The organism is Cupriavidus sp. 05L411, assembly GCF_056398045.1.
The window spans coordinates 1-19,664 of sequence record NZ_JBFTOQ010000076.1 but is presented as its reverse complement, the minus strand read 5'-3'; the positions used below and the strand labels follow the sequence as shown (position 1 = coordinate 19,664).

19 protein-coding genes and 4 pseudogenes are annotated in these 19,664 nt (G+C 61.9%); 5 read left to right on the top strand and 18 right to left on the bottom strand.

The window, feature by feature from the left end; translation table 11 throughout:
* Positions 1-257: 257 nt before the first annotated feature.
* The 18 genes and pseudogenes from AC1DQR_RS38430 to AC1DQR_RS38345 form a co-directional block, all read right to left on the bottom strand.
* A pseudogene (locus AC1DQR_RS38430) lies at positions 258-544 on the bottom strand (Tn3 family transposase); the annotation flags it as partial.
* A gap of 10 nt (positions 545-554) precedes the next feature.
* Positions 555-1,664: a hypothetical protein gene (locus AC1DQR_RS38425; RefSeq protein ID WP_416047097.1), complete on the bottom strand. Its 1,110-nt coding sequence runs from the start codon at positions 1,662-1,664 to the stop codon at positions 555-557.
* Between the two features lie 8 nt (positions 1,665-1,672).
* Positions 1,673-2,617: a hypothetical protein gene (locus AC1DQR_RS38420; RefSeq protein WP_416047098.1), complete on the bottom strand. Its 945-nt coding sequence runs from the start codon at positions 2,615-2,617 to the stop codon at positions 1,673-1,675.
* Positions 2,614-2,934: a hypothetical protein gene (locus tag AC1DQR_RS38415; RefSeq protein WP_416047099.1), complete on the bottom strand. Its 321-nt coding sequence runs from the start codon at positions 2,932-2,934 to the stop codon at positions 2,614-2,616. Before AC1DQR_RS38415 ends, AC1DQR_RS38420 begins: the two co-directional genes overlap by 4 nt.
* Positions 2,935-2,943: 9 nt before the next feature.
* On the bottom strand, positions 2,944-3,615 hold the full coding sequence (locus AC1DQR_RS38410) for a hypothetical protein (RefSeq protein WP_416047100.1): 672 nt from the start codon (positions 3,613-3,615) through the stop codon (positions 2,944-2,946).
* Between the two features lie 27 nt (positions 3,616-3,642).
* Positions 3,643-4,413, bottom strand: coding sequence for a hypothetical protein (locus AC1DQR_RS38405; protein WP_416047101.1), 771 nt, complete (start codon positions 4,411-4,413; stop codon positions 3,643-3,645).
* A gap of 323 nt (positions 4,414-4,736) precedes the next feature.
* Complete coding sequence (locus AC1DQR_RS38400) at positions 4,737-5,105, bottom strand: hypothetical protein (RefSeq protein ID WP_416047303.1); 369 nt, start codon at positions 5,103-5,105, stop codon at positions 4,737-4,739.
* A gap of 118 nt (positions 5,106-5,223) precedes the next feature.
* A pseudogene (locus AC1DQR_RS38395) lies at positions 5,224-5,469 on the bottom strand (hypothetical protein); the annotation flags it as partial.
* The gene (locus tag AC1DQR_RS38390) at positions 5,414-5,773 is read right to left on the bottom strand and encodes a hypothetical protein (protein ID WP_416047304.1); all 360 of its coding nucleotides are present in this window, start codon (positions 5,771-5,773) and stop codon (positions 5,414-5,416) included. The pseudogene AC1DQR_RS38395 and the gene AC1DQR_RS38390, both read right to left, overlap by 56 nt.
* 294 nt (positions 5,774-6,067) lie before the next feature.
* Positions 6,068-9,568 carry an ankyrin repeat domain-containing protein gene (locus AC1DQR_RS38385; RefSeq protein ID WP_477134961.1) on the bottom strand — a complete coding sequence of 1,167 codons (3,501 nt, stop codon included), beginning with the start codon at positions 9,566-9,568 and terminating at the stop codon, positions 6,068-6,070.
* Positions 9,569-10,031: 463 nt separating this feature from the next.
* Positions 10,032-10,577, bottom strand: a complete 546-nt coding sequence (locus AC1DQR_RS38380; RefSeq protein WP_477134960.1) for an AbiJ-related protein — start codon at positions 10,575-10,577, stop codon at positions 10,032-10,034.
* 97 nt (positions 10,578-10,674) lie between these two features.
* On the bottom strand, positions 10,675-10,986 hold the full coding sequence (locus AC1DQR_RS38375) for a histidine biosynthesis protein (protein WP_416047104.1): 312 nt from the start codon (positions 10,984-10,986) through the stop codon (positions 10,675-10,677).
* Positions 10,987-11,224: 238 nt separating this feature from the next.
* A complete protein-coding gene (locus AC1DQR_RS38370) occupies positions 11,225-12,016 on the bottom strand; it encodes an AraC family transcriptional regulator (RefSeq protein ID WP_416047105.1) in 792 nt (263 codons plus the stop codon).
* A gap of 99 nt (positions 12,017-12,115) precedes the next feature.
* Positions 12,116-13,288: an MFS transporter gene (locus AC1DQR_RS38365; RefSeq protein ID WP_416047106.1), complete on the bottom strand. Its 1,173-nt coding sequence runs from the start codon at positions 13,286-13,288 to the stop codon at positions 12,116-12,118.
* A gap of 564 nt (positions 13,289-13,852) precedes the next feature.
* Positions 13,853-14,002: an SDR family oxidoreductase gene (locus AC1DQR_RS38360; RefSeq protein ID WP_416047107.1), complete on the bottom strand. Its 150-nt coding sequence runs from the start codon at positions 14,000-14,002 to the stop codon at positions 13,853-13,855.
* Positions 14,002-14,263: pseudogene (locus AC1DQR_RS38355) on the bottom strand (transposase); the annotation flags it as partial. The gene AC1DQR_RS38360 and the pseudogene AC1DQR_RS38355, both read right to left, overlap by 1 nt.
* A 449-nt stretch (positions 14,264-14,712) precedes the next feature.
* Positions 14,713-14,877 (bottom strand): annotated as a pseudogene (locus AC1DQR_RS38350) (Tn3 family transposase); the annotation flags it as partial.
* A 39-nt stretch (positions 14,878-14,916) separates the two neighbouring features.
* Positions 14,917-15,402, bottom strand: a complete 486-nt coding sequence (locus tag AC1DQR_RS38345) for a winged helix-turn-helix transcriptional regulator (RefSeq protein ID WP_477134959.1) — start codon at positions 15,400-15,402, stop codon at positions 14,917-14,919.
* Between the two features lie 266 nt (positions 15,403-15,668).
* Here AC1DQR_RS38345 and AC1DQR_RS38340 point away from each other — a divergent pair, with 266 nt between their 5' ends.
* The 5 genes from AC1DQR_RS38340 to AC1DQR_RS38320 all read left to right on the top strand — a co-directional run bounded on the left by AC1DQR_RS38340 (position 15,669) and on the right by AC1DQR_RS38320 (position 19,351).
* The gene (locus tag AC1DQR_RS38340; protein WP_477134958.1) at positions 15,669-16,652 is read left to right on the top strand and encodes an MBL fold metallo-hydrolase; all 984 of its coding nucleotides are present in this window, start codon (positions 15,669-15,671) and stop codon (positions 16,650-16,652) included.
* A gap of 8 nt (positions 16,653-16,660) precedes the next feature.
* Positions 16,661-17,554 (top strand): alpha/beta hydrolase, encoded by an 894-nt coding sequence (locus AC1DQR_RS38335; RefSeq protein ID WP_477134957.1) that lies wholly within the window; start codon positions 16,661-16,663, stop codon positions 17,552-17,554.
* Between the two features lie 61 nt (positions 17,555-17,615).
* Complete coding sequence (locus AC1DQR_RS38330) at positions 17,616-18,026, top strand: hypothetical protein (protein WP_477134956.1); 411 nt, start codon at positions 17,616-17,618, stop codon at positions 18,024-18,026.
* A gap of 63 nt (positions 18,027-18,089) precedes the next feature.
* On the top strand, positions 18,090-18,503 hold the full coding sequence (locus tag AC1DQR_RS38325; RefSeq protein WP_477134955.1) for a tautomerase family protein: 414 nt from the start codon (positions 18,090-18,092) through the stop codon (positions 18,501-18,503).
* 227 nt (positions 18,504-18,730) lie between these two features.
* Entirely contained in the window at positions 18,731-19,351 is a 621-nt protein-coding gene (locus AC1DQR_RS38320; RefSeq protein WP_477134954.1) for a flavin reductase family protein, read from the top strand.
* The last annotated feature ends 313 nt before the right edge of the window (positions 19,352-19,664 follow it).

Genomic DNA, 19,664 nt, shown 5'->3' with positions numbered 1-19,664 from the left:
ACATTAATCAGACCCGAGGAGCCCGCCGGGGATCTGGTCCTCGCGCGGCTTGTCCACAGGTTTATCCCGTGGCGCGGTGGACAAATCCAACTGCCGCCCACGCCCCTCATGCCGGCCCCGCCTTGAACTTCAACTTGGTCTTGGTCGCTGGCACCTGGCGCCTGGTGGTTGCCAGGCGGCGCGACGCGGTGGCGTCAGCTTGTGCGCGCTCGGCCTGCCGCAGCGCCGCTTCCAGTTCGGCCCGCAGCCCGTCTTGTGCCGCCTCGATCTCGGACGTAAGTGTAGATACCGACCGAGGCGGCGTGGCGCCTTGGGTCTTGCGTGTCTGCCAGACGCGCTGGCTTGTCTCCAGGCTCATCATTTCCGAGGAGGCGAGGTCCGACCTGCCCCAACTTGCTGCGATCGGATGGCGGTTCATGAACTCCAGAACTGCCGTACAGGCCTGAACCATTCGCCGCTCATCGCCCGCCCAGCGCATGACGTGACGTATGCTCGTGGCTGATAATTGTGGAATCATCCTGGCACACTCGGCCGCCGCGAGGCGGATTCCGGCTTCAGTGCAACCGGTAGTCGATCTCCTGCGTCTGATCGCCCTGGGTCAGCGTGACATGCGTAATCGAGATGCCGGGGTTGTCAGGATCCTTACGGTACTCGAAGGTTGCGACCGGGCGGTTTCGCGGGGCAGACAACGTCACCCGGCTCTTGTCGTCGTAGGTCATCCGGCTCCTGGAATTATCGATATAGATGATGGTCGTCATGTTGTCGCGTTCGTCATATTCGAAGCCATACGCGTTTCCCTTGGGATTGGACTCGCGCACAAGCCGCCCTTTCGCATCGTACTGGAACCGGATCGTCGCGCCCTTTTCATCCTGAACGGAAGTCACCAATCCCGTGGCGGGATCCTTCGTGGCCGTCAGAGCGCCGCCCGCCCGGCTCTCTACGCGGGTGCACGTGCCGCTGAGGGTGTAGATTTCACGGGCGATGCCGCAGCCTTCCGGGTAGGTGCGCACTAGGTTGTCGCCTTGGCGCACGATCCGGCTCTTCTCGCGGCAGGCATCGCCCTGAAACGTGTTCTTGGCAACGAACACCGCACCGTCCGGAATCGCCGACTCCATCGATGGGTAGGGCGGATCAAGCAGCGCGCTCTCGCTGAATGGCTTCAGTTCGCCTCGCTTCACCGCTTCTTTATAAAGGTCCGTTTTGATAATTTCCTTGCGCGCAGCAAGGTTGTTGAGTCGGAATTTGTATTCCATCTTGATATCGATCCGGCGCTTCTCCATCTCCTTGCTGCGCTCGCTGCCAGGCGCACCCGGCTGCACGGCATATTCCGTGGTCGCACCTACGCCTTTCTCCTTCAGTTCGAGGGCGAGATCACCATACTCCGCGAGCGTGATCCGGGTATCCATTACCGTCGACCAGCCCAGGCCGTAAGCGCTCTGATAGTCGGAGAAAGAGTTGTAGACGCGACGGAAGGGTTCGCCTGCGGGATCGTCCGCGTCCCTCAGCGTGTTGAAGGTCGTGGAGTAGTTGCCATTGCGCACATTCACGCCGTTGACGACGTAAAAGCTGCCCGCGGGCACGTCGATCACGCGCGGTGCCTCGGCCTGCGCGGTGCCGAGCAATGCGAGGGACAGGCAGCCAAGAAGAAGAGAAGGTCTGAGCATAGTCGGATTCATCCGTTAGCAGTTGAAAAATCGGATCGGGCTGGGGCCCGCAATGGATGCGAGCACAAGGTGAGCAACAGAAGGGGCCACTCCAGCCATGCATGGAAGCCCGCCGCCACTCCATACAACTGGCGTGCGCCGCCAAAGCGCTGCACGAAATAGATGGCCATGCCAGCGGTCAGCAGCAAAGTGCAGACACACAGCCAATATGGCACGGGCGCATGGCCGGTGCGTTGCCCCTCGGCACTGGGCAACACCTTCAGCACGTAGTAGTAGTGCAGACACTGCGCCAGCACCGCCGCGCTGAGCAACGCTGCGCGCAGCATGCCGCCAGCGGCGCCGGAAAGGCCGGGTACCTGCCCATCCAGCCAGCTCAGACCCAACCCGGTCAATGGCGCTGGCCACCAACCTGCGGCCCCCAGTGCGACCAGCCCTAGCGGCAGTATGAAAACCAGGCCCGCCATCAGGGCCTGCGGGCGGTAGCGCGGGTCGTCACGGGCCATGTCCCAGGCAAAGGCCACGGGCGTGAAGTTGTGCAGGAGCGCCAGCGCCAGCAGCACGTCACCAATGCGCCCCCATTCCAGCGTCGCCCACACCGCGCCAGAAGCCAGCAGCGCCACCAGCCGCACCGCCCAGCCCACCCTCTTGGGCACGGCGGCCACCACCAGCATCAACGCCGCCAGGGCCAGCAAGTCCAGCACCTGCTGGGCCTCCGGCGATACCACGCCAGCCCAAGCCAAGGCCCGCAGCGCCGCGTGCATCAGCAGCGCCAGCATCAACACCCTCCACCATGCCGCAGGCCAGCGGGCGAAATAGCGGCTGCGCAGAAAGCCCAACTCCCAGATCACGTGGGGCAGCCCGAACACCGCCAGCGCACACACATACAGCGGCCCCGGCGCCAGTGCCGCCAACACGATGGCCAGTACCACGAAGCCGCCCAGCGAGCGGCTCACCACAGCAGCCACCCCACCGCGAAAGACGCCAGATTGGCCACCGCCGACGCCCTCAGCGCCGGCCTCCATGTCCCTGTAACACCCAGCCGCAGCACCCACCCTTCCACCAGCACCACGCCCAATTCAATCGACCACAGTCCCTGTGTGTAGTCGTGCGGCGACAAGTAGCTAACCGCCCGCCATGCCACCGGGTGGCTCAGCCCCGTGGCCAGCAGACCGATTAGGCTCGCGCGCCCCACGCCCCAGCGCCACAGGAAAGCCAGCAACAGCGGCAGTTCCACCAGCCAGGACAGCACCATCGCCTGCCATTGCGACACGCTACCCCCTTACTGCCACAGCTTGTCCAGCCAGCTGGCCGGACTGAACTGGCGTTCAAACGTTGGCGGCGACCCGCAGGTCATGACCTGCCGCAGGGCCTCCCGAGAACCCATGTAATAGAAGCGCTCGCTCTGCCACTTATTTGCGCAAGTGCCCGGATATTGCTCCGGCTTTCCGTCCACCCGCATCTCCACGGCGCAGACATCCCCGACGGCCCTGCCTTTGCAGAAACGGTCGGTGAGCGGCTGCGCCGGAGGCTTGCAGCCAAAGGGCAGCACGGGCGCGGGTTCGGAGGGATCGTTGCGCTGCACCCAGTCGATGTAGGGCTTGCACAACGCCGGGCTGGCCACGAAACCGCCAGACGGAACGTCGCTGTCGATCTCCACGCGTGTGGTGCGGATGCAGGATCGCGCAATTTCGCCTCGGTCGTTGACCGACGACCGGCACACGCCCGTCCCGCCGCCTTGCAGCGCGTTGCCCGGCAGTTCGCAGGCTGCATCCAACCTCTTGCCACGGCAGAACTGGTCTGTCTGATCGTAGGTTTTCGGGTTGTCCCGCAATCGCGCCCACGCATCCCGGATGTGGGGCGGCGTCACGTCGGCATGCGCCGTGGCGAACGCCAGCACGCCCCACGCCAGAATCAACACACGCCCACGCCCCATGCTCAATGTTTTCTGCATCCTCATCACCTTGCAACCAGGCTCTACTCAGCATGCCGGCACGGGCCGCGCATTCACCTTAAAGCGATAGGTCTTGCGGGCGGCGAACAGGCCCGCTGGCACAGACTGGAGCTCGATCACCCCACTGCTCACCGATCTCCCGGCTTCCAAGAACAACCCAACCCTAGGGCCGTCGCCATACGGCATGGCCAATTGTTCCACGCGGATTAACGAGAAGGAGGTCTCATCGCCCGAAGTCATGCGCCATCCGTCGCCCACCTGGCCAGGCAGGCTCAGCCACAAGGTGTTATTGTTGGCATCGACGGCAAAACTCGGCTCGCCGCCACTGCCGGCAACCTCCAGCCGCAGGGGCTCGCCCACAGGCTCCTCGTGCGGATAGATCATGCCTATTACCACGGCATAGGTCTTGCCGGAAGGCGTGTTCAGGCGCAATTCGGCTTTGCCGTAGCTGGCGGCGTGCACATAGATCCACCGCTGTTCGAACGCCCCTCCTGCCGCCGGATAACCCAAGCGCTCAACCGTCTCCCGATTCAGCACCTCCAGCGGAAGGCTCATGCCTTGTCGGATTACTCGGACGCTGGCGACTGTACCCTCGGGGGCCAGATAGGCATAAACCGCCCCTACGGGCATACGTTGCTCCAGAGGCGTTGGCTGGGCACCCGGTTCAGCCAGCGGCGGCTGAATGCGCGGCACCGGGCGCTCGTCCACGCGGCTCGGGTCGACACAGGCCACGGCGCTGATTTGCCCCAGGATCAACAATCCGGCAATGGGCCATTGGATTCGATAACGGAAGATCATTGGCGTCTTATCCCACTTTTCCTCTTACTTTGAGGTGCCGGTGCTGGCCTTTGTAGGCGTTGTGGTGTCCTGAAGTTTCCCGCCATTCTTCACATATTCCTGCTTTCTGGCCTCGCCCTCTTTTCTTGCCTGTTCCGAGGCTTTTTCAACATTCTGGCATCTCTTCTCGCCAAATGAACCAAAGCATCCCTGAGCATAAGCCCCTGTTGCGCCCAGCGCAAAAATACGTACACGTCGATGCGGGAGTGACGATAGTTCATATGCTGTAGCGTGTCTGAAAGCGTCTGCGCGCTTCCCTTGATGCCTGTTCGAGCCTCTGCTCGCTAATTGCCGCGGCGCCACCATGCGCGTCGCATCGATCGGATCGAAATATGCAAGGCCTGCCTGTCCTGAAGGCACTCGCCGAATTTGACATAGGTTCGGCATGCGAAGTCAATGCCGTCATAGTTGTGGTGCCCGCCGTCGTCCACGAACGCGAGGTAACGACCGTAGAGATTGACGACTATCGCACCGCTGGGCAAGCCAATCCGCATCCGATACTCGTGACGCTCGGCGCCGGCAACGTCCACGAGGCAATCGCCATTTCCATCCGTGACGCGAAGCGAGACGGCGGTCGAACCGGACTGACGCCACGGAAACCAGTACCCTAACCATTGCTGCCATTGGCGCCATCGGGTCGCGTCGTTGGGCATCGCAACTCTCCTGTACCTCTCGATAGCGCCTCGGAACCGCACTTGGCACGCACACGCATCCATTCTTGTTCGGGCCCCACATCCATAAACTGCCGTCGACCCGCATCGCCGCCGAAAGCGTGCGTCCTGCCGCGATCTGTGCGAACCCGGCATCGATCTTCACGGGCTGCGCTCCGGCTGTCGTCGTACCGTCGCCAAGCTGTCCGTCGCGATTCTCACCCCAAGCCCACTGCCCGCCGTCCGCCTTCAATGCCAGCGTGTCAGGTTGTTTCAATTCGGGACAACTGCGCCTGCCAGGTCGATCTGAGTCATCGAGAGGCTGGCGGCGACGTTGCTGCCTTACCGGCCGCGGCCGCTCGTGCATGGGCCTCCGCCTCTGCCTGCATCGCTGCCCCGCGTCGCGCAGCCTCGCTTGCGGGGTCCGGACGGACGTATTGGTTGTTCACCATCGCGTAACAGTCGATATTCTTTTTACGGGCGTTCTGCCAACACGAGTCGTTGTCCCGTCCCGCGTGCTTTTTGAGGCAGACCTTTAGCGAGGCCCGCGCCATCTCGTCGCATCGTTGAAATTCGTCCGACGTCGGCGACGACATCACAGCCGTGCTGGCAAGCAGTGCGCCACCGCACAGCGAGGCACCAATCGCTCGTCGCCATTCGGGTCGTTTCATGACCTCGCTCCACGAGAATACCGAAGTTTGTACCGTCGCGCACAGAAGGCTACCTTCGGTTTGCATATCGCTCGAACATCGGTCAGCATAGCTACGGACTCTCTTGTCCCTGCGACGGTGAGTCGCCATCCAAATCCAACCCCGCCATTTGGTCAGCATCGTTCAGCCGGGCTATCGTCTGCTTCGTACCCCGGCCGCCGTTGGCAGGCGAGCGAAGCTCGGGCCAGCCCTTTTCCGGCAGGGGTCGAAAGGTGCCGGCGATGGCGGTGAATGCGTCATCCGGATTCGAGGTCATTATTTGGGAGTCGTGCATGTGGCGTGGCCATCCGATTGGCACGGCGGGTTGTCACGTCTGCGCTTCTCGTCCTGTTCCTTAAGCTTTTGCACGCGAGCCTTCTCCGCAGCTTCGGCGTCGGCTTGCCCTTTTTTCTCTCGCACCTCGGCCTCCGCCATGCCTCGCTTCATCTGCGCCTGGTATTCCTCTTCCGCCTTCCGCTTCGCGGTATCGTCGGTGTACAGCACAATACCGCCCATGTTGCCGCTGCTTGTCAATGACGATTTCGGCGCGCCACCGGACGTCTTTGTGCTGTCAGCCCGCTTTTGTTCGGATGCTGGTTTGCCGGCAGATGACGCCGAGGCGCCGGACGTGTCAGCGTTACCAGTCTTGCCAGCATCGCGGGAGGCCTCGTTTGCGCCACGATTGCCTGCTGCGGCGGAAGTCGTGCTGCCGGACGGGGAGTTCGCACCATTCGCCGCATTGGACCCGTTGCTGCCATTCGCCGCGCGCGCACTAGCACCCGGCGCGTTGGTACCGCCGTTGGCCGCACCCACGCCTCCCGACTGCATCTGCGGAGCCGCCTTGTTGCCCGGCCCGCCACGACCGCTCGGCCCTCCACCGTCAAGTCGTTCGTTTTCCGCCACGATACGGTCGAACTCCGCCCGATCAGGCAAGGGTGGCGGCCTCATTTGTGCGGCGATCGTGTTCAGCGACTGGCTGATGGTCTGGACCCATGCGCTGTTTTCCTGCGCAGCCCGTCGTGACGCTTCGGCTGCGCCCTGCATTCGTCCTTGCGACGCCCTGACGCGCTGCATCTCCGACTCGATGCGCGACTGCCCCATCTGAATCAGGTCCTTGAGACCATTCAGGCTTTCGAGGAACTTCTCGTTGACGCGTCGCCGTTCGTCCCATGTCAGCAAGGAATAGACCGGGACAAGTCTTGCAAAGTCCACGGGACGTGCAGCAAAGTTGCGCACGCATTCGCCAAAACGCGATGCGATGCCGTACGCCTGCGCCCAGTTGCTGCGAGCGTTCGCCGGATTGGCCAAATCGTCATATCGGTCAGGGAAATCAAACAGCTCGCCGTTGCATTTATAGCCAAGCTCTTCTGCCGAGAACCCGCTATTGACAGCGAGTTGGATCTCGGTGCGGCGGTTGTAGCGCTCCGCGCTCAATGTCACCTGAGCGATCTGCGCCGGGGTACTGCCCTCGAGCAGCACCTTCTCTACTTCGAGTGACTCACGCGATATGGCGATATCAATCGGTCGTGCACCGTCCTTCGTAACGACCGCCTTCGACGCGCCGGCGCGCAGCAGTGCAGTCGCGATGCCGGGGCTATTCACATTCGCGGCGTAGTGCAGCGGGGTGCCGCCGTACTTATCCTGTGCGTTGACATCCGCACCCGCCGCCAGCAGGACGATGACCACATTAATGCGTCTGAAAATGACCGCCTTATGCAGTGATTGCCGCCCGTCGCCGCAAGCCGTGTCGACGCGTGCACCGGCTTCCAACAATGCCTTGGTTTCCTGGCCGGAGTCGGACCACTCGGTGGACTGGCAGAGGATGGCTTCCGCCCCGGGATTTTCTGCGCTCTTGGGTATCTCTTCCAGAGACGCGCCGGCAGTGACTAGCGCCTTCAGCACGGCGGCATCTCCGCGCTTTGCAGCAATGTTGATGGCGCGATTGCCATACTTGTCCGCGGCATTGCCACGCGCGCCTAGCGCGAGCAGTCGCTTGACTTCGACGGGGTCCCGGTCCCCCACGGCAGTAATCAGCGCGGCATCTCGTTGCTCTGGCGACGAGAGAGGCTGACCGGCAGCAGCGGTTTGCAATAGCGCCTGCGTCGCGGTGGACTTACTCGTGACGGCGTAGTCCATGGCCGTATGCCCGTCGTTCGTGACAGCCGACACGTTCGCACCTGCCTCGAGTAGCCGTTTTACAGTCCGCGTGGCACCACGCGCCGCCGCGTAATGAAGCGGCTCCCAGCCCTTTGCGTCGCCCACGTTCACTTGGACGGCGCTTGCGAGGAGCGCCGCGATGACGGACTCAGTGTTGAAGTAATCGCGGCGGTCGGATGCCAAATGGATCGGGCGCATGCCGTCCGCAAGTGCGGCATTGGGGTCAGCTTTCGCCGCAATCAATGCGTTCACGCCCTCGGCGGTGCCTTTGGCCGCGGCGAAGTGCAGGGGTCGCCAGCCGTCTTTGCCTGGCACGTCGACCTTTGCACCGACCCCGACCAGCATGTCGATGATCGCGCTCTGTTTGTAGAGGTTTTCGTTCCAATAGGGGCGGCCAGCCTGCGCTGCGTAATGCAAAGGCTGGTTACCTTCCGGCGTCACAGCGTCGACCTTCGCGCCGCGTGCCAGCAGGATCTGCATGACACTTGTCATGCCGTTTTCCGCCGCGAGGTGGATCGGCTGCTTGCCGTCGCCGCTCTTGGCGTCGATTTTGGCGCCAGCAGCGAGCAGGATTTGCGTCGCTTCGATATAGCCCGCGTCGTCCATGCGTCGCAGGTCTCCGCTGTAGTGGGCTTCCTTACCTCGAGCCACCAGATGAAGCGGTTGAAATTGCCCTTCCTTGCCACTGGAAAGTGCGTCGGGCCTGGCGCCGGCGGCGAACAGCACTTTGAGCATTGCCGCGTCGCCATTGTTCGCGGCGTAATGTATTGCCTGCCAACCGGTCTTGTCCACAGCTGCGACGGACGTGCCTGCGGAGAGTTGCACCTTGACGACATCGATGTCGCGATTCTTCGCCGCGGATGTCAGGAGTTCAATGCCGGCGTCCGCGCCACTAGGCCGTGCGCCGGCGTCCATCAGCAGTTTGACGTTCAGCGGGCGGTTCGCGGCTGATGCGATCATTAGCGGAGTTTTTCCGTCGCGATTCGGGGCGTCGACCTTCGCCCCCGCGGCAATCAAGCGCTTCAGCGATTCGGTGTCGTCATGTCGCGCCGCCCAATGGATCACCTGCTCGCCGTTGGTATTGACCTCATCGACCTTCGCGCCTTTGGCCAGAAGGAACGTGAGCATTTCCGCATCGCCTTGCTCAAGCGCCGCCATCAATGCGGTGTAACCCCGCAGCTTGGGCGATGCCAGGCTAGCACCCGCGTCCAAGAGCACTTGCACCGCTTCGGGACTCCCGCTTGCGGCGGCGAACTCCATCGGGCGCAAGCCGTCCTCGGCGGATGCGTCGATTGTTGCGCTGGCCGTAATCAGCGCCTTCATGAGCGGGACGTTCGCCCTGAGCGCAGCGGCGTGAAGCGGGCGCATGCCATGCTCGCTTGCTGGAGCGTTGACGTTTACGCCAGCGTCGAGTAGGCGTTGGATGCCAAGCTTGTCCCCGTCGGCAATGGCCTTGATGAGGGCATCGGTCTTTTGGTCGCTTGACATGCCGGCGATCGACACAGCTGAAACTGCGGTGGTGTTGCTGCCGTTCGTCTGCGCAGGCACTGAGCCGGAATAGATAACGCCGGCTGCCATCAAGCTGGCTAACGCGCTTATGGTGTTCTTCTTATAAAGCATACTTGTCGCCGCCGTTGGAAGGCGCCACTCGCCTGAGGAAATTACTGCGACCTATCCAGCGCCTGCCCCCCCATTCCAGCCGTCGCAGTCATTGTCGATATCAGGGTGAAACGCAGGATTCGCAATTCCGTTGACATGTACGACGACGTCGCTGCACGGCTCTGTCAGGTTGGAGTCAAGCCGAGCGGGTGGCTAGCTAGGAGCCCGTCGGACTTTCAGTCTGAAAAGCAATTGCCTAAATATTGAGCACATTTCGCGAGCTACAGGGCGGTAGAAGAACTACGCTTTCGGTTTTAGATCGTTTTATCGCCCTGTCGTGCGCATCGCTTGTTCAAGTCCGACAGGAGGGTCGGCCGGGATTCGAAAATATCTGAAGCTTCACATATTTGTGAATCCCGGCCATCCCTCTTGTTGCAAGCGGGCCCTCGCGATTCTACCGCCAGAATTGGCACGAAAGGCACGATTACCCCGTGGCGGACTCGATTCGCGGATACGCGGCGACATCACCACCGTTGCGAGCACAGTGCGCGGGACGACGGACTGCTGCCTCGGCGCTTTCCGGGCGTCGCAAAAAATGCTCAGGATATCTCCAACGCAGTAATTGGCGTCGGAGAACTTCTCCCGCCATCGGCGCGAGAGCGTCTCGATGCACGACGGGATGAAGCAGTTTCTCCAACAGAGCGAAAAAGCTAGTCTGGCTGCATGTCAACGCGCCACACCGGATCAGCAGTTCTTCGTTCGAGTAGTCAGGGTGACGCAGATAATGCTGGACGATGTCTTTTGCGAGGGAAGGAAGGAAATCCAGATCACTATCGATCGCGTCATACGACAGGTGTTCGGACGAGACGATATTGAGCCCATCGAACAGATCCACGTCGTTGAACAGCGTATCGAGCCGGTTCAAGACCTTCGGTGTATCTCTTCGCGTAATCTCGGTAATACGGTGCACCGCATGTACAGTTAGTTCGCTGACGACATCCCCAAAACGGGGAAGATCGAATTCCTTCAAAAGAGCTTGGGCAATCGCGAGTAACGCGTTAAGCGAACAAAGTTCAGAGTTGAGCGAATCTCGACAAGTGTGCCCCACCGGCGCTCACTAATGCAGATCAGACACCAACCCGGAAATGCTCCACCGTCTGCCCGGCGTTGACCGCCCGCCGCAGCCAGTCCGGCATGGCACCCTCCCCGTCCCAGCTCAGCCCATCGGCGCTACGGTAGCGCACCGCCGTTGGCGCCGATCGTTCGGTTGCGGCAAAACAGCCGGCCGCCAGCAGCTGCTCGGGGGTCACCCCGTGCCTTGCCATTTGGGTGCGGATCCAGAGGATTGCCTCGGCCCGTTCGCGCAGCGCAGCGGCAGGGCTGGCGCCCGAAAGCAGACGGGAGGCGGCGGACTGGCGGGAAGGAATGGCAGTGGGCATGGACGCAGATGATACCTGCGACCTGCGCCAGCGGCCGCGCGATCCTCCTGCCTGCCCGGGGCACCTTCTATATAGAGGGTGGCGCAGCGCCAGCCGGTGATTCGCCACCTCACTAGAACAAAGCAATGCCCTTGTGGGGAGGGCCAGTGTCATGTGTGCCGCTGGCTGCCGGATTGTGGCACAGCGAAGGGCCGCCGCCCCGGGTCGTCACTTCCGCCCGGCACACCAGGGCGCCATGTCAGTCCGGTGCTTCTGCCTTGCGGAAGTACGCGCTCGGGCTGACGCCGAAGGTCTTGCGAAAAACCGCCGCGAACGCGCTGGGGCTGTCGTAGCCGTGATCCAGCGCCACCGCCAGGATGGCGTCGCCCTGCGCCAGCCTGGGCAGGCTGAGCAGCAGTCGCGTGTGGCGGCACCAGGCGCCGAAGGTCATGCCGGTCTCGCGCTTGAACAAGCGCGCGAAGGTGCGCTCGTTCATATGCAGCTCCGCCGCCCAGCCAGTCAGGGTGGCCGCCTGGGCGGGACTCTGGATCAGGCGTGCGCACAGCTGCGCGGCGCGGGCGTGCTGCGGCATCGGCAGGTGCAGGGAGAGCACGGGTGCCGCCCGGATTTCGTCCAGGATCAGTGCCATGATGCGCTGGTCGCGCCCTTCCGGCGCATAGCTGGCCGGGATCCGTACCGCATGCAGGATGAGCTCGCGCAGCAGCAGGCTGACTTCGATGGCGCGGCAGTCCTGCGGCATGGCCGCGCAGGCGTCGCCGGCCACGAAGACCGTGCGCATGCGCACATCGCCGACGGCGCCGATGCGGTGCCTGAGCTGCGGCGGCACCCACACCGCGCGCCCGATCGGGACCACCCATTCGCCGCGCGCGGTGCGCACAATCATCACACCCGAGATGGCATGGATCAGTTGTCCGTGCTGGTGCCAGTGCTCGGCCAGCTCGGAGCCGTCCGGTTGGTCGTTGGCCACCACCACGATCGGCCGGGGCGTCTGCAGCGATTGCTGGAGGGCGGCGTCGGACAGGGTCTTCATGAGGCGGATCTGTGGTTCGGTGAAAGCGTCATCGTGCGCGCCAGTGTAGCCCGCCCGCCGCCCATTGGCTGGCAGCAGGCGGCGCCACCCTACCGCAGGCTAGGCGATGGCAAGGCCCTGCTCGTCGATGCGCGGGGCGCGGTCGCGCAGGCGCAGGGCAAGCGCGCTGGCCACGCACAGCACGCCGAGCACGGTGGCCAGCGTGAAGGCAAGGCCGCGCGCGTCGGACAGCAGGCCGAACAGCGGCGATGCCATGCCGCCCACCGACAGCGCCAGGCCCAGCGTGATGCCGCTGGCCATGGCAGGGTTGCGCGGCAGGTAGTCCTGTGCCAGCGTGACCTGTGCCGTGAACGGCAGGAACATGGCAACGCCCAGCAATACCGTGAACACCAGCGCCAGGGGCGCGCTGTGCACGAGCACCAGCCCGGCCAGCATGGGCAGCATCAGTACATAGCCGGCACGGATCGCGGTCATGCGGCCGCGGCGGTCGCCAAGCCAGCCGCCCAGCAGCGTGCCCACCGCGCCGGACGCCGTGAACGCGGTCAGCACCGCGCCGCCGAGAAAGGCGCTGCCGCCGAGATCGCGCGTCATATGGAGCGATAGCATCGACAGCACCGTGACATAGGGAATCGACCAGCAGATGATGGTGGCTACCAGCAGGCCGAAGGCGCGCCATTGATTGGGCACCGGCGCCGCCTGTGAACGCCTGGCCGCGGCTGCGCCGGGCACGGCCGCCGGACGCGCCGACGCGACCAGCCACAGCACGGCCATCAGCACGGCCGGGATGCCCAGCAGGTAGCTGCGCGCCAGCGCGCCACCCCCAACCGCGAGCGCGGCCAGCAAAGGCGCGAACGACGCACCGACGGTGCCTCCCACGGAGAACACGCTCATTGCCTTTTGCGAGGTGCCGCCGGCAGCGCGGGCGGCCACCGTGGCCGGCGGATGGTAGGCGGCGATGCCGAGGCCGCTCAGCGCGATGGCCACCCAGGTGGCGAGATAGGTGGACGCCATGCCTGCCAGCACTACGCCGAGCGCGGCCACCAGGAAGCCGGTGGGCACCAGCCAGCCGCGGTGCGCGCGGTCGGCATAGGCGCCGAACAGGGGCTGCACCACGCTGGAAAGGCCGGTGGCCGCCAGCATCAAGCCGCTCACAGCCGCGTAGCTGTAGCCGCGCTCCAGCACCATGAAGGGCAGCAGGGCCGGCACCAGCCCCTGATAGAGATCGTTGACTGCGTGCGTGCCGGTGAGCAGTCCGAGCCGCTTCTTGTTCATGCGGCGTCTCCCCTGCGGCAGGCGGGGCGTGGCGAGGGGGCGAATAATGGCATGTCTGGATCCTCCTTGACGTTTGAATGGAAGATCGTAGACAGCAGCCGGAAATTGATCTCGCGCGGAAACCACAAGATTCGTCGCGAAATAGACAAAATGGCTTTGTAGATGCGCTAACGGATGGGCTTCGTTCCGTCGTCACCCGACTCGTCCGCGAGCCAGGTCAGAATGCGCAATTGGCGAGTGTACCCTCGCTCGCCGAGCCCTTCTGGCCGGCGGTTCAGAGTGGAATGACCAAAGTTCAGAGTTTGGCGATTCTCGACAGCCGCGCCCAGGAGCACAGGCCAACTCGGAATGCCGGTGCGGGAGCCGGTTGATGTGTTCGCGCCGGTAAGGCGACAGCGCCTTGAGCACCTCGGCGTCGAGGGGATCGATCGATTTCCTATTCAAATCGGCCGCTTACCGGAGATGTGGCGGATTTTTTGCGAATCCCGGCCGACCCTCGATATGGCTTGATACCGTGGCCCGAATCTGGATAGACGATCTGTTGGGGCCGGTCGGGTTCAACTGTTATTGCGCCAACACGCCGCCATCGACGGGAAGGATATGGCCGGTAACCATGCTTGATGCGGCAGTAGCAAGAAACAACACTGGCCCGGTCATGTCCGCAGGTTCGCACAGTCTTCCTAGCGGTGTCAGCGCTTCGAATTTCGCAACCACATCCGGTTTCGGAGGGCCTCTTTGGTAATTTCGTTCTCGAGCAGCGACTCGGCCAGGAGCTTCTTCAGCCGCGTGTTCTCGGCTTCCAGCTCCCTGAGCCGTTTTGGCATCCGAGACATTCATCCCGCCAAACTTGCTGCGCCAGAGGTAATAGCTGGCTTCCGAGAAGGCGTGCTTGCGGCACAGCTCTGCAATGGGCATTCCCGCTTCCGCTTGGCGCAGGAACCCGATGATCTGCTCTTCGGTGAATCGTATCTTCATGTCCAATCTCCGTGTCATGGTGGATTGGACTCTAAAGTCACGTGCTACTCAATACAGGGGGGGGCGTCGCACGTTGGTGAACGCGTTCCTTTGATTGCGGCGTGTCTTATCCGGACGCCGGGGGACGCCGAAAAAGCGTTAACGGCCAGCCTACCGCTGGTCGCAATCGGACAGGGGTTGGTGATGAACCCGATGTGGGTTGAACTCGCCGGTGAAAGCCGAGAAACACGATGAAAGGCTGGTATTCGTTGGTTAAGGCGAGACAGCCGACCGCGTTATGGTCTGCGGACGCAACCGGGACCTCAGTCAGCGTGCGTCCCACAACCTGCAACCCGTTTTTTCAGCGCCCGACCCCAGTAGCAGGTCGGGCTGGCTTAGTCCTTCGGGCAAGGTAGCGATGCGGGCCAGCATCGATTCTGCATCGACCAGCGTCTGTGCGTTAGGCTCGGTGCACGGGCCCGCGCATTGCGGGCCTCGCCGTTGTTCAACTTTGCATGCACTCGGCGGCGCAGCTCCACGCTTTGAAGCAAGTCCAGAGTAAACAGCGTGCGCTCGATGCGCCCCAGCTCGCGCAGGGCCAAGGCCAAGGCCAGACCATTCTGGCGTGGATAGCTTTGCACTACATGATGTATGTCATGACGCAAAAATAAGTACTAATTTGCGATTGCCTTCTCGTCGTCGGCGCTGAGTTCGTCCAATGCTGAGCGCGCCGGACGCGGTGCACCGAGATGCAGGTAACGGAGTTCATCCATAAAGGCACTCCAAAGTGAAGGGCCGCCCTCTTCCAGCCGCTCCGCGCGTAAAGACGCTTCCTTGCTTGGATGCGTATGCCGAAGGCCCCAGGCAGCCATCTGTGCGAGCAGAGGTACAAGCTGTATGGCCGCTTCCGTGAGGCTGTAGATTCCTTTCTGCTGATGATTCGGATCCGGAGATCGTGTCAGCAGGCCAGACGCGGCCAAGTGCTTCAGCCGGCTTGCGAGGATGTTCGAGGCGATGCCTTCCTCGTTTTGCTCCAGCAGGGCGCCATAGCTGCGCCGGTTCCCGAACATGACATCGCGGATAACGATCAGGCTCCAGCGGTCGCCGATCTGCTCAAGCGTCAGGTTGATCGGGCAGCCCGATCGTCTTGTTTGTTGCACAGCTATTCTCCTTAAATATCTACTTGCATTATGCAAGCGGTGGGCATATTATTCAACCACTTGCACATCGCAAGCGGTTGAAAGGTCATGGCGAATCGACAGAGGAATCGGACATGCGTGCGGCTTTCATCACGGGTTACGGCGTCCGGTAGGGCGGGTGGCTGGATAAGTGGCAAAAACGACATGGCACGATGAAACGGCGTTCCGCTAAAGATCATTACGTATGTACGTACATACCCCGCCATACACAATGGTTAGGAAACACTATGAAATTCTCCACTTTCACTTCGCGTACCGTGCTCGCGGTATCGTTAGCATTCGCTGGCACCTTCGTTGCTGTAGCACCGGCCCAAGCAGCAGCGCCGATGCAGCACAAGCAGGTTGCGGGCTTCTATCGCACGATGATTGGTGACTATGAAGTCACCGCTCTCCATGACGGCAGCGGCAGCATTGACTCCAGCCTCCTGCATGGCGATCCGGCGCTCATCCAGTCCCTCCTGGCGCGCTCCTTCCAAAACGATCCCAAGAATGTCTCGGCCACCGTCCAAGGCTACCTCGTCAACACCGGGTCCAAGCTCGTTCTCATCGATACTGGTGCAGGCGGCCACTGGGGCGGCCCCACGCTGGGCAAGCTCGTGCAGAACTTGAAGGCCTCGGGCTACAAGCCGGAGCAGGTTGACCTGGTGCTGCTGACCCATCTTCACGCTGACCATGCTGGCGGAATCTACAAAAACGGGACACGCGTCTTCCCGAACGCGACCGTGATGATGAAGAAGGCCGACGCCGACTTCTGGCTGTCGAAGGAAATCATGGCCAAGGCCCCGGAAGAAGCAAAAGTCTTCTTCACGGTGGCACAGGATGCCGCCGCGCCTTACATCGCTGCAGGCAAGTGGAAGCCGTACGAAGGCATGGACGAAATCGTCCCTGGAATCGCACCGTACGCCATTCCTGGCCACACGCCCGGTCACACTGGCTACATGATTTCCTCGAAGGGTCAGTCGCTGCTGGTCTGGGGCGACGTAGCTCATGTTGGGGCCGTCCAGATGCCACACCCGGAAGTCAGCATCGTCTTCGACTCGGACAGCGAATCGGCTGTCAAAACACGTGAAGCCCTTTTGGTGAAACTCGCTGCGGACAAGACGATGATTGCCGCAGCCCACATGCCGTTCCCTGGCCTTGGGCGTCTTCGCAAAGCCGACAACGGAGTTGGCTACGACTGGGTGCCGGCGACTTTCTTTGACCTGAAGTGAGCTGAACCATGACCTACGATTCATCTTCCATCCGCAAGCTCCGCGAGGCGATGTTCGCCTTCGACTTTGCGCATCCCGTACGCACCATCGAGACCCTCCGCGTTGGCATGGAGGCAATTTCGCAAGCAAACCCGCCGGCGGCTGACCTAACCGTCGAGCCGACCGAGCTTGGTGGCGTAGCCGCAGTGGCGATTACGGCTCCCGGCGCGTCCAAAGACCGAGTCATCTACCATTTCCACGGTGGTGGCTGGGTGGCTGGATCTCCTGCCTCGCATCTGGGCATGCTTGGAGAGCTGTCTCGAGCGGCAAAGTCCCAGGTCATCGTCCTGGACCACTCCAGGGCACCCGAGCACCCATTCCCGGCGTCCTACGACGAGTCCATCCGCGGCTACGAAGCAGTGCGTGCGCTTGGCAAGCCGTTCGCCGTGACAGGAGATTCCAGTGGCGGTGGCATGGTTCTCAACGTTCTTGCCTACGCGTCCTCGAAGGGACACAAGGACGCGCGAGCAGCGCTACTCATTAGCCCATGGGCAGACTTGACGCTGACGCTGCCCTCGTTAACGCAGTTGGCTGACCGCGACCCAATGGTCAACGCGGGCGCGATGCGGGAGATGGTCGAGGCTTATGCTGGCAACCACGACTTGAAGGATCCGAACATCTCGCCCCTGTTCGCCGACATGCACGGTTTTCCTCCACTGCTCATCCATGTCGGAAGCGACGAAGTACTTCTCGACGACGCGCTTGAAATTGACCGAAAGGTGCGCGCGGCTGGCGGCGAGTCGCACCTTGAGGTCTGGCCGGAGATGCTGCACGTCTGGCACATTCAGACCGCCTCTTTGCCTCAGGCCCACGACGCGCTGCAGAGAGCCGGCGAGTTTCTCATCAGGCACCTTGAAAAATAGAAGTCGCAGACATGCGATGGGAATACTGTAACGACTACTGACACAAACCTAGGAGATTGTAATGACTACTGACACCAACACGCCGGGAACGGCATGGATGCAAATCGTCAAGAAGAAAGGGACGAGCGACTTCGCGACGTCGTTCACCGCTGACGCCATCCTTCAGACCTCAGCCCTCAGCAAGGCCGTGGTCGGCCCGACACTCATCGGGGCGTTCTTTGCCGCGACGAGCACGATGTACGAACACTTCGTGTTCACTGCGGAGACGGTTGACGGTGCGAAGACTTACCTTGAGTGGGATGCCATCCACGGTGGCAAGCCGGTCGCCGGCACCACCATACTCACTCGGAATGAGTCTGGCCTCATCAACAACATCAAGCTCTTCCAAAGCCCGTTTCCCGTCGTTCGTGAATTCTCATCTGGCCTCAAGGGGCGACTCGAAGGAACACTCGGTCAAGACTTCTTTAGTTAAGCAGGGAAAACAGCCAACTTCATCGCCTCATTTAACCTGCAAAACACAGCCGAGGAAACACTCATGCCAATATTTCACGCCCACATTCCGGCTCAAAAGTTCTCTAGCGAAGAGAAGCGGGCTCTGGCGGATGCCTTAAATCTCGCTCTCCATGAAGCCATGGATACGCCTATGGATGACCGTTTCGTCATCATCAGTGAGCACAAGGACGATGAATTCTTCATCCATCCGACTTTCCCTGACTTGAAGAGATCCGACAAGCGCATGATCGTAACGGTGACGTCCGGTACGAGCAGGACGGTGGAGCAGAAACGCAAGCTCGCGGAGTTGGTCACCCGATACGTAGTACAAAAAGTTGGCGTCAGCCAGGACGATGTCACCCTGATGATGTATGCCATTCCCTTGGAGAGCATGAGCTTCGGCGGTGGAAAGCTGGTCTCTGACATCGACCTTTCCATGCCTTGGGTAAACAAGTAAGAAAGACCGAGCCAAGCTGCCCTGTTCTTGGAAACGGGGCAGCGAAACTGACTTGAAACGTCTCGTTCGTTTCTCAGTTGTGAGGTTCACGTGGCTCCGCTCCGACACCATTCTCTAGGCGCGTATCGGGATGAATGCAGCCACCACTCCGGCCCTGGTGCTGCGGACGCCCACAGAGCCGGAGTGGTGGCTGCATTCCTTGCGCCCGTCCCAAAAGAGGTAAAGCTATGACCGACTGGCATTTCTACGAACCGGCGCAGGGACATTCCCTGCGTCACGATCCGCTCAACGCCATCGTCGCTCCACGACCGATCGGCTGGATCAGCACAGTCTCTAACGACGGCGTGCGCAACCTTGCGCCCTACAGCTTCTTCAACCTGTTCAGCTACAAGCCACCGATCGTCGGCTTTTGCTCGCTTGGAGCGAAAGACTCACTCGCCAACGCGCGTGCCACCGGCGAGTTCGTATGGAATCTGGCGACGCGAGAGCTCGCTGAGGCGATGAACGCGTCCGCAGCGATGGTGCCCGCGCACGTCGATGAGTTCAAGTTGGCCAAGCTGGAGACGCTGCCCTCTGACAAGGTGCGGCCATCGCGCGTTGCGGCTAGCCCGGTGCAGTTCGAGTGCGTGGTCACCCAGATCGTGCAGCTTGAAGCGCAGGGCGGCGCGGCGCTCCCGGCGTGGCTGGTGTTGGGCGAAGCAGTAGCGATCCACATTGACCGGCAGCTCATCAAGGACGGCGTGTACCAGACTGCGCAGGCGCGCCCGATCCTGCGCGGCGGTGGGCCGGCCGACTACTTCGAAATCGGCACAGAGCAGCTCTTCACGCTCGAGCGGCCGGGTGATTGACTTAGCGTCGAGCGGTCGGAGCAAAAGAGTGGAAGGCGCACGCTGTCGTTACACATGGCGGTTCCTTATGGGGCTTCTTCTATGCATACGACACAGGCTACGCCTGGCGGCACCAACGGAAGGTTCAAAAGATCCATGGCCATACCAGGTGTTAGCGCCGATGTAAAAATGACCCACCCCGCCGAAGTAAAACTGACCCACCTGATGGAGGATGGCGGATTTGCCGCCGATGCTGACACAGGAGCAAGCAGTGGAAATCAGGGTATTAGCAAGGCGAGGCACGGGGGTGCGCGAGATCGGGGGTGCGCGAGAT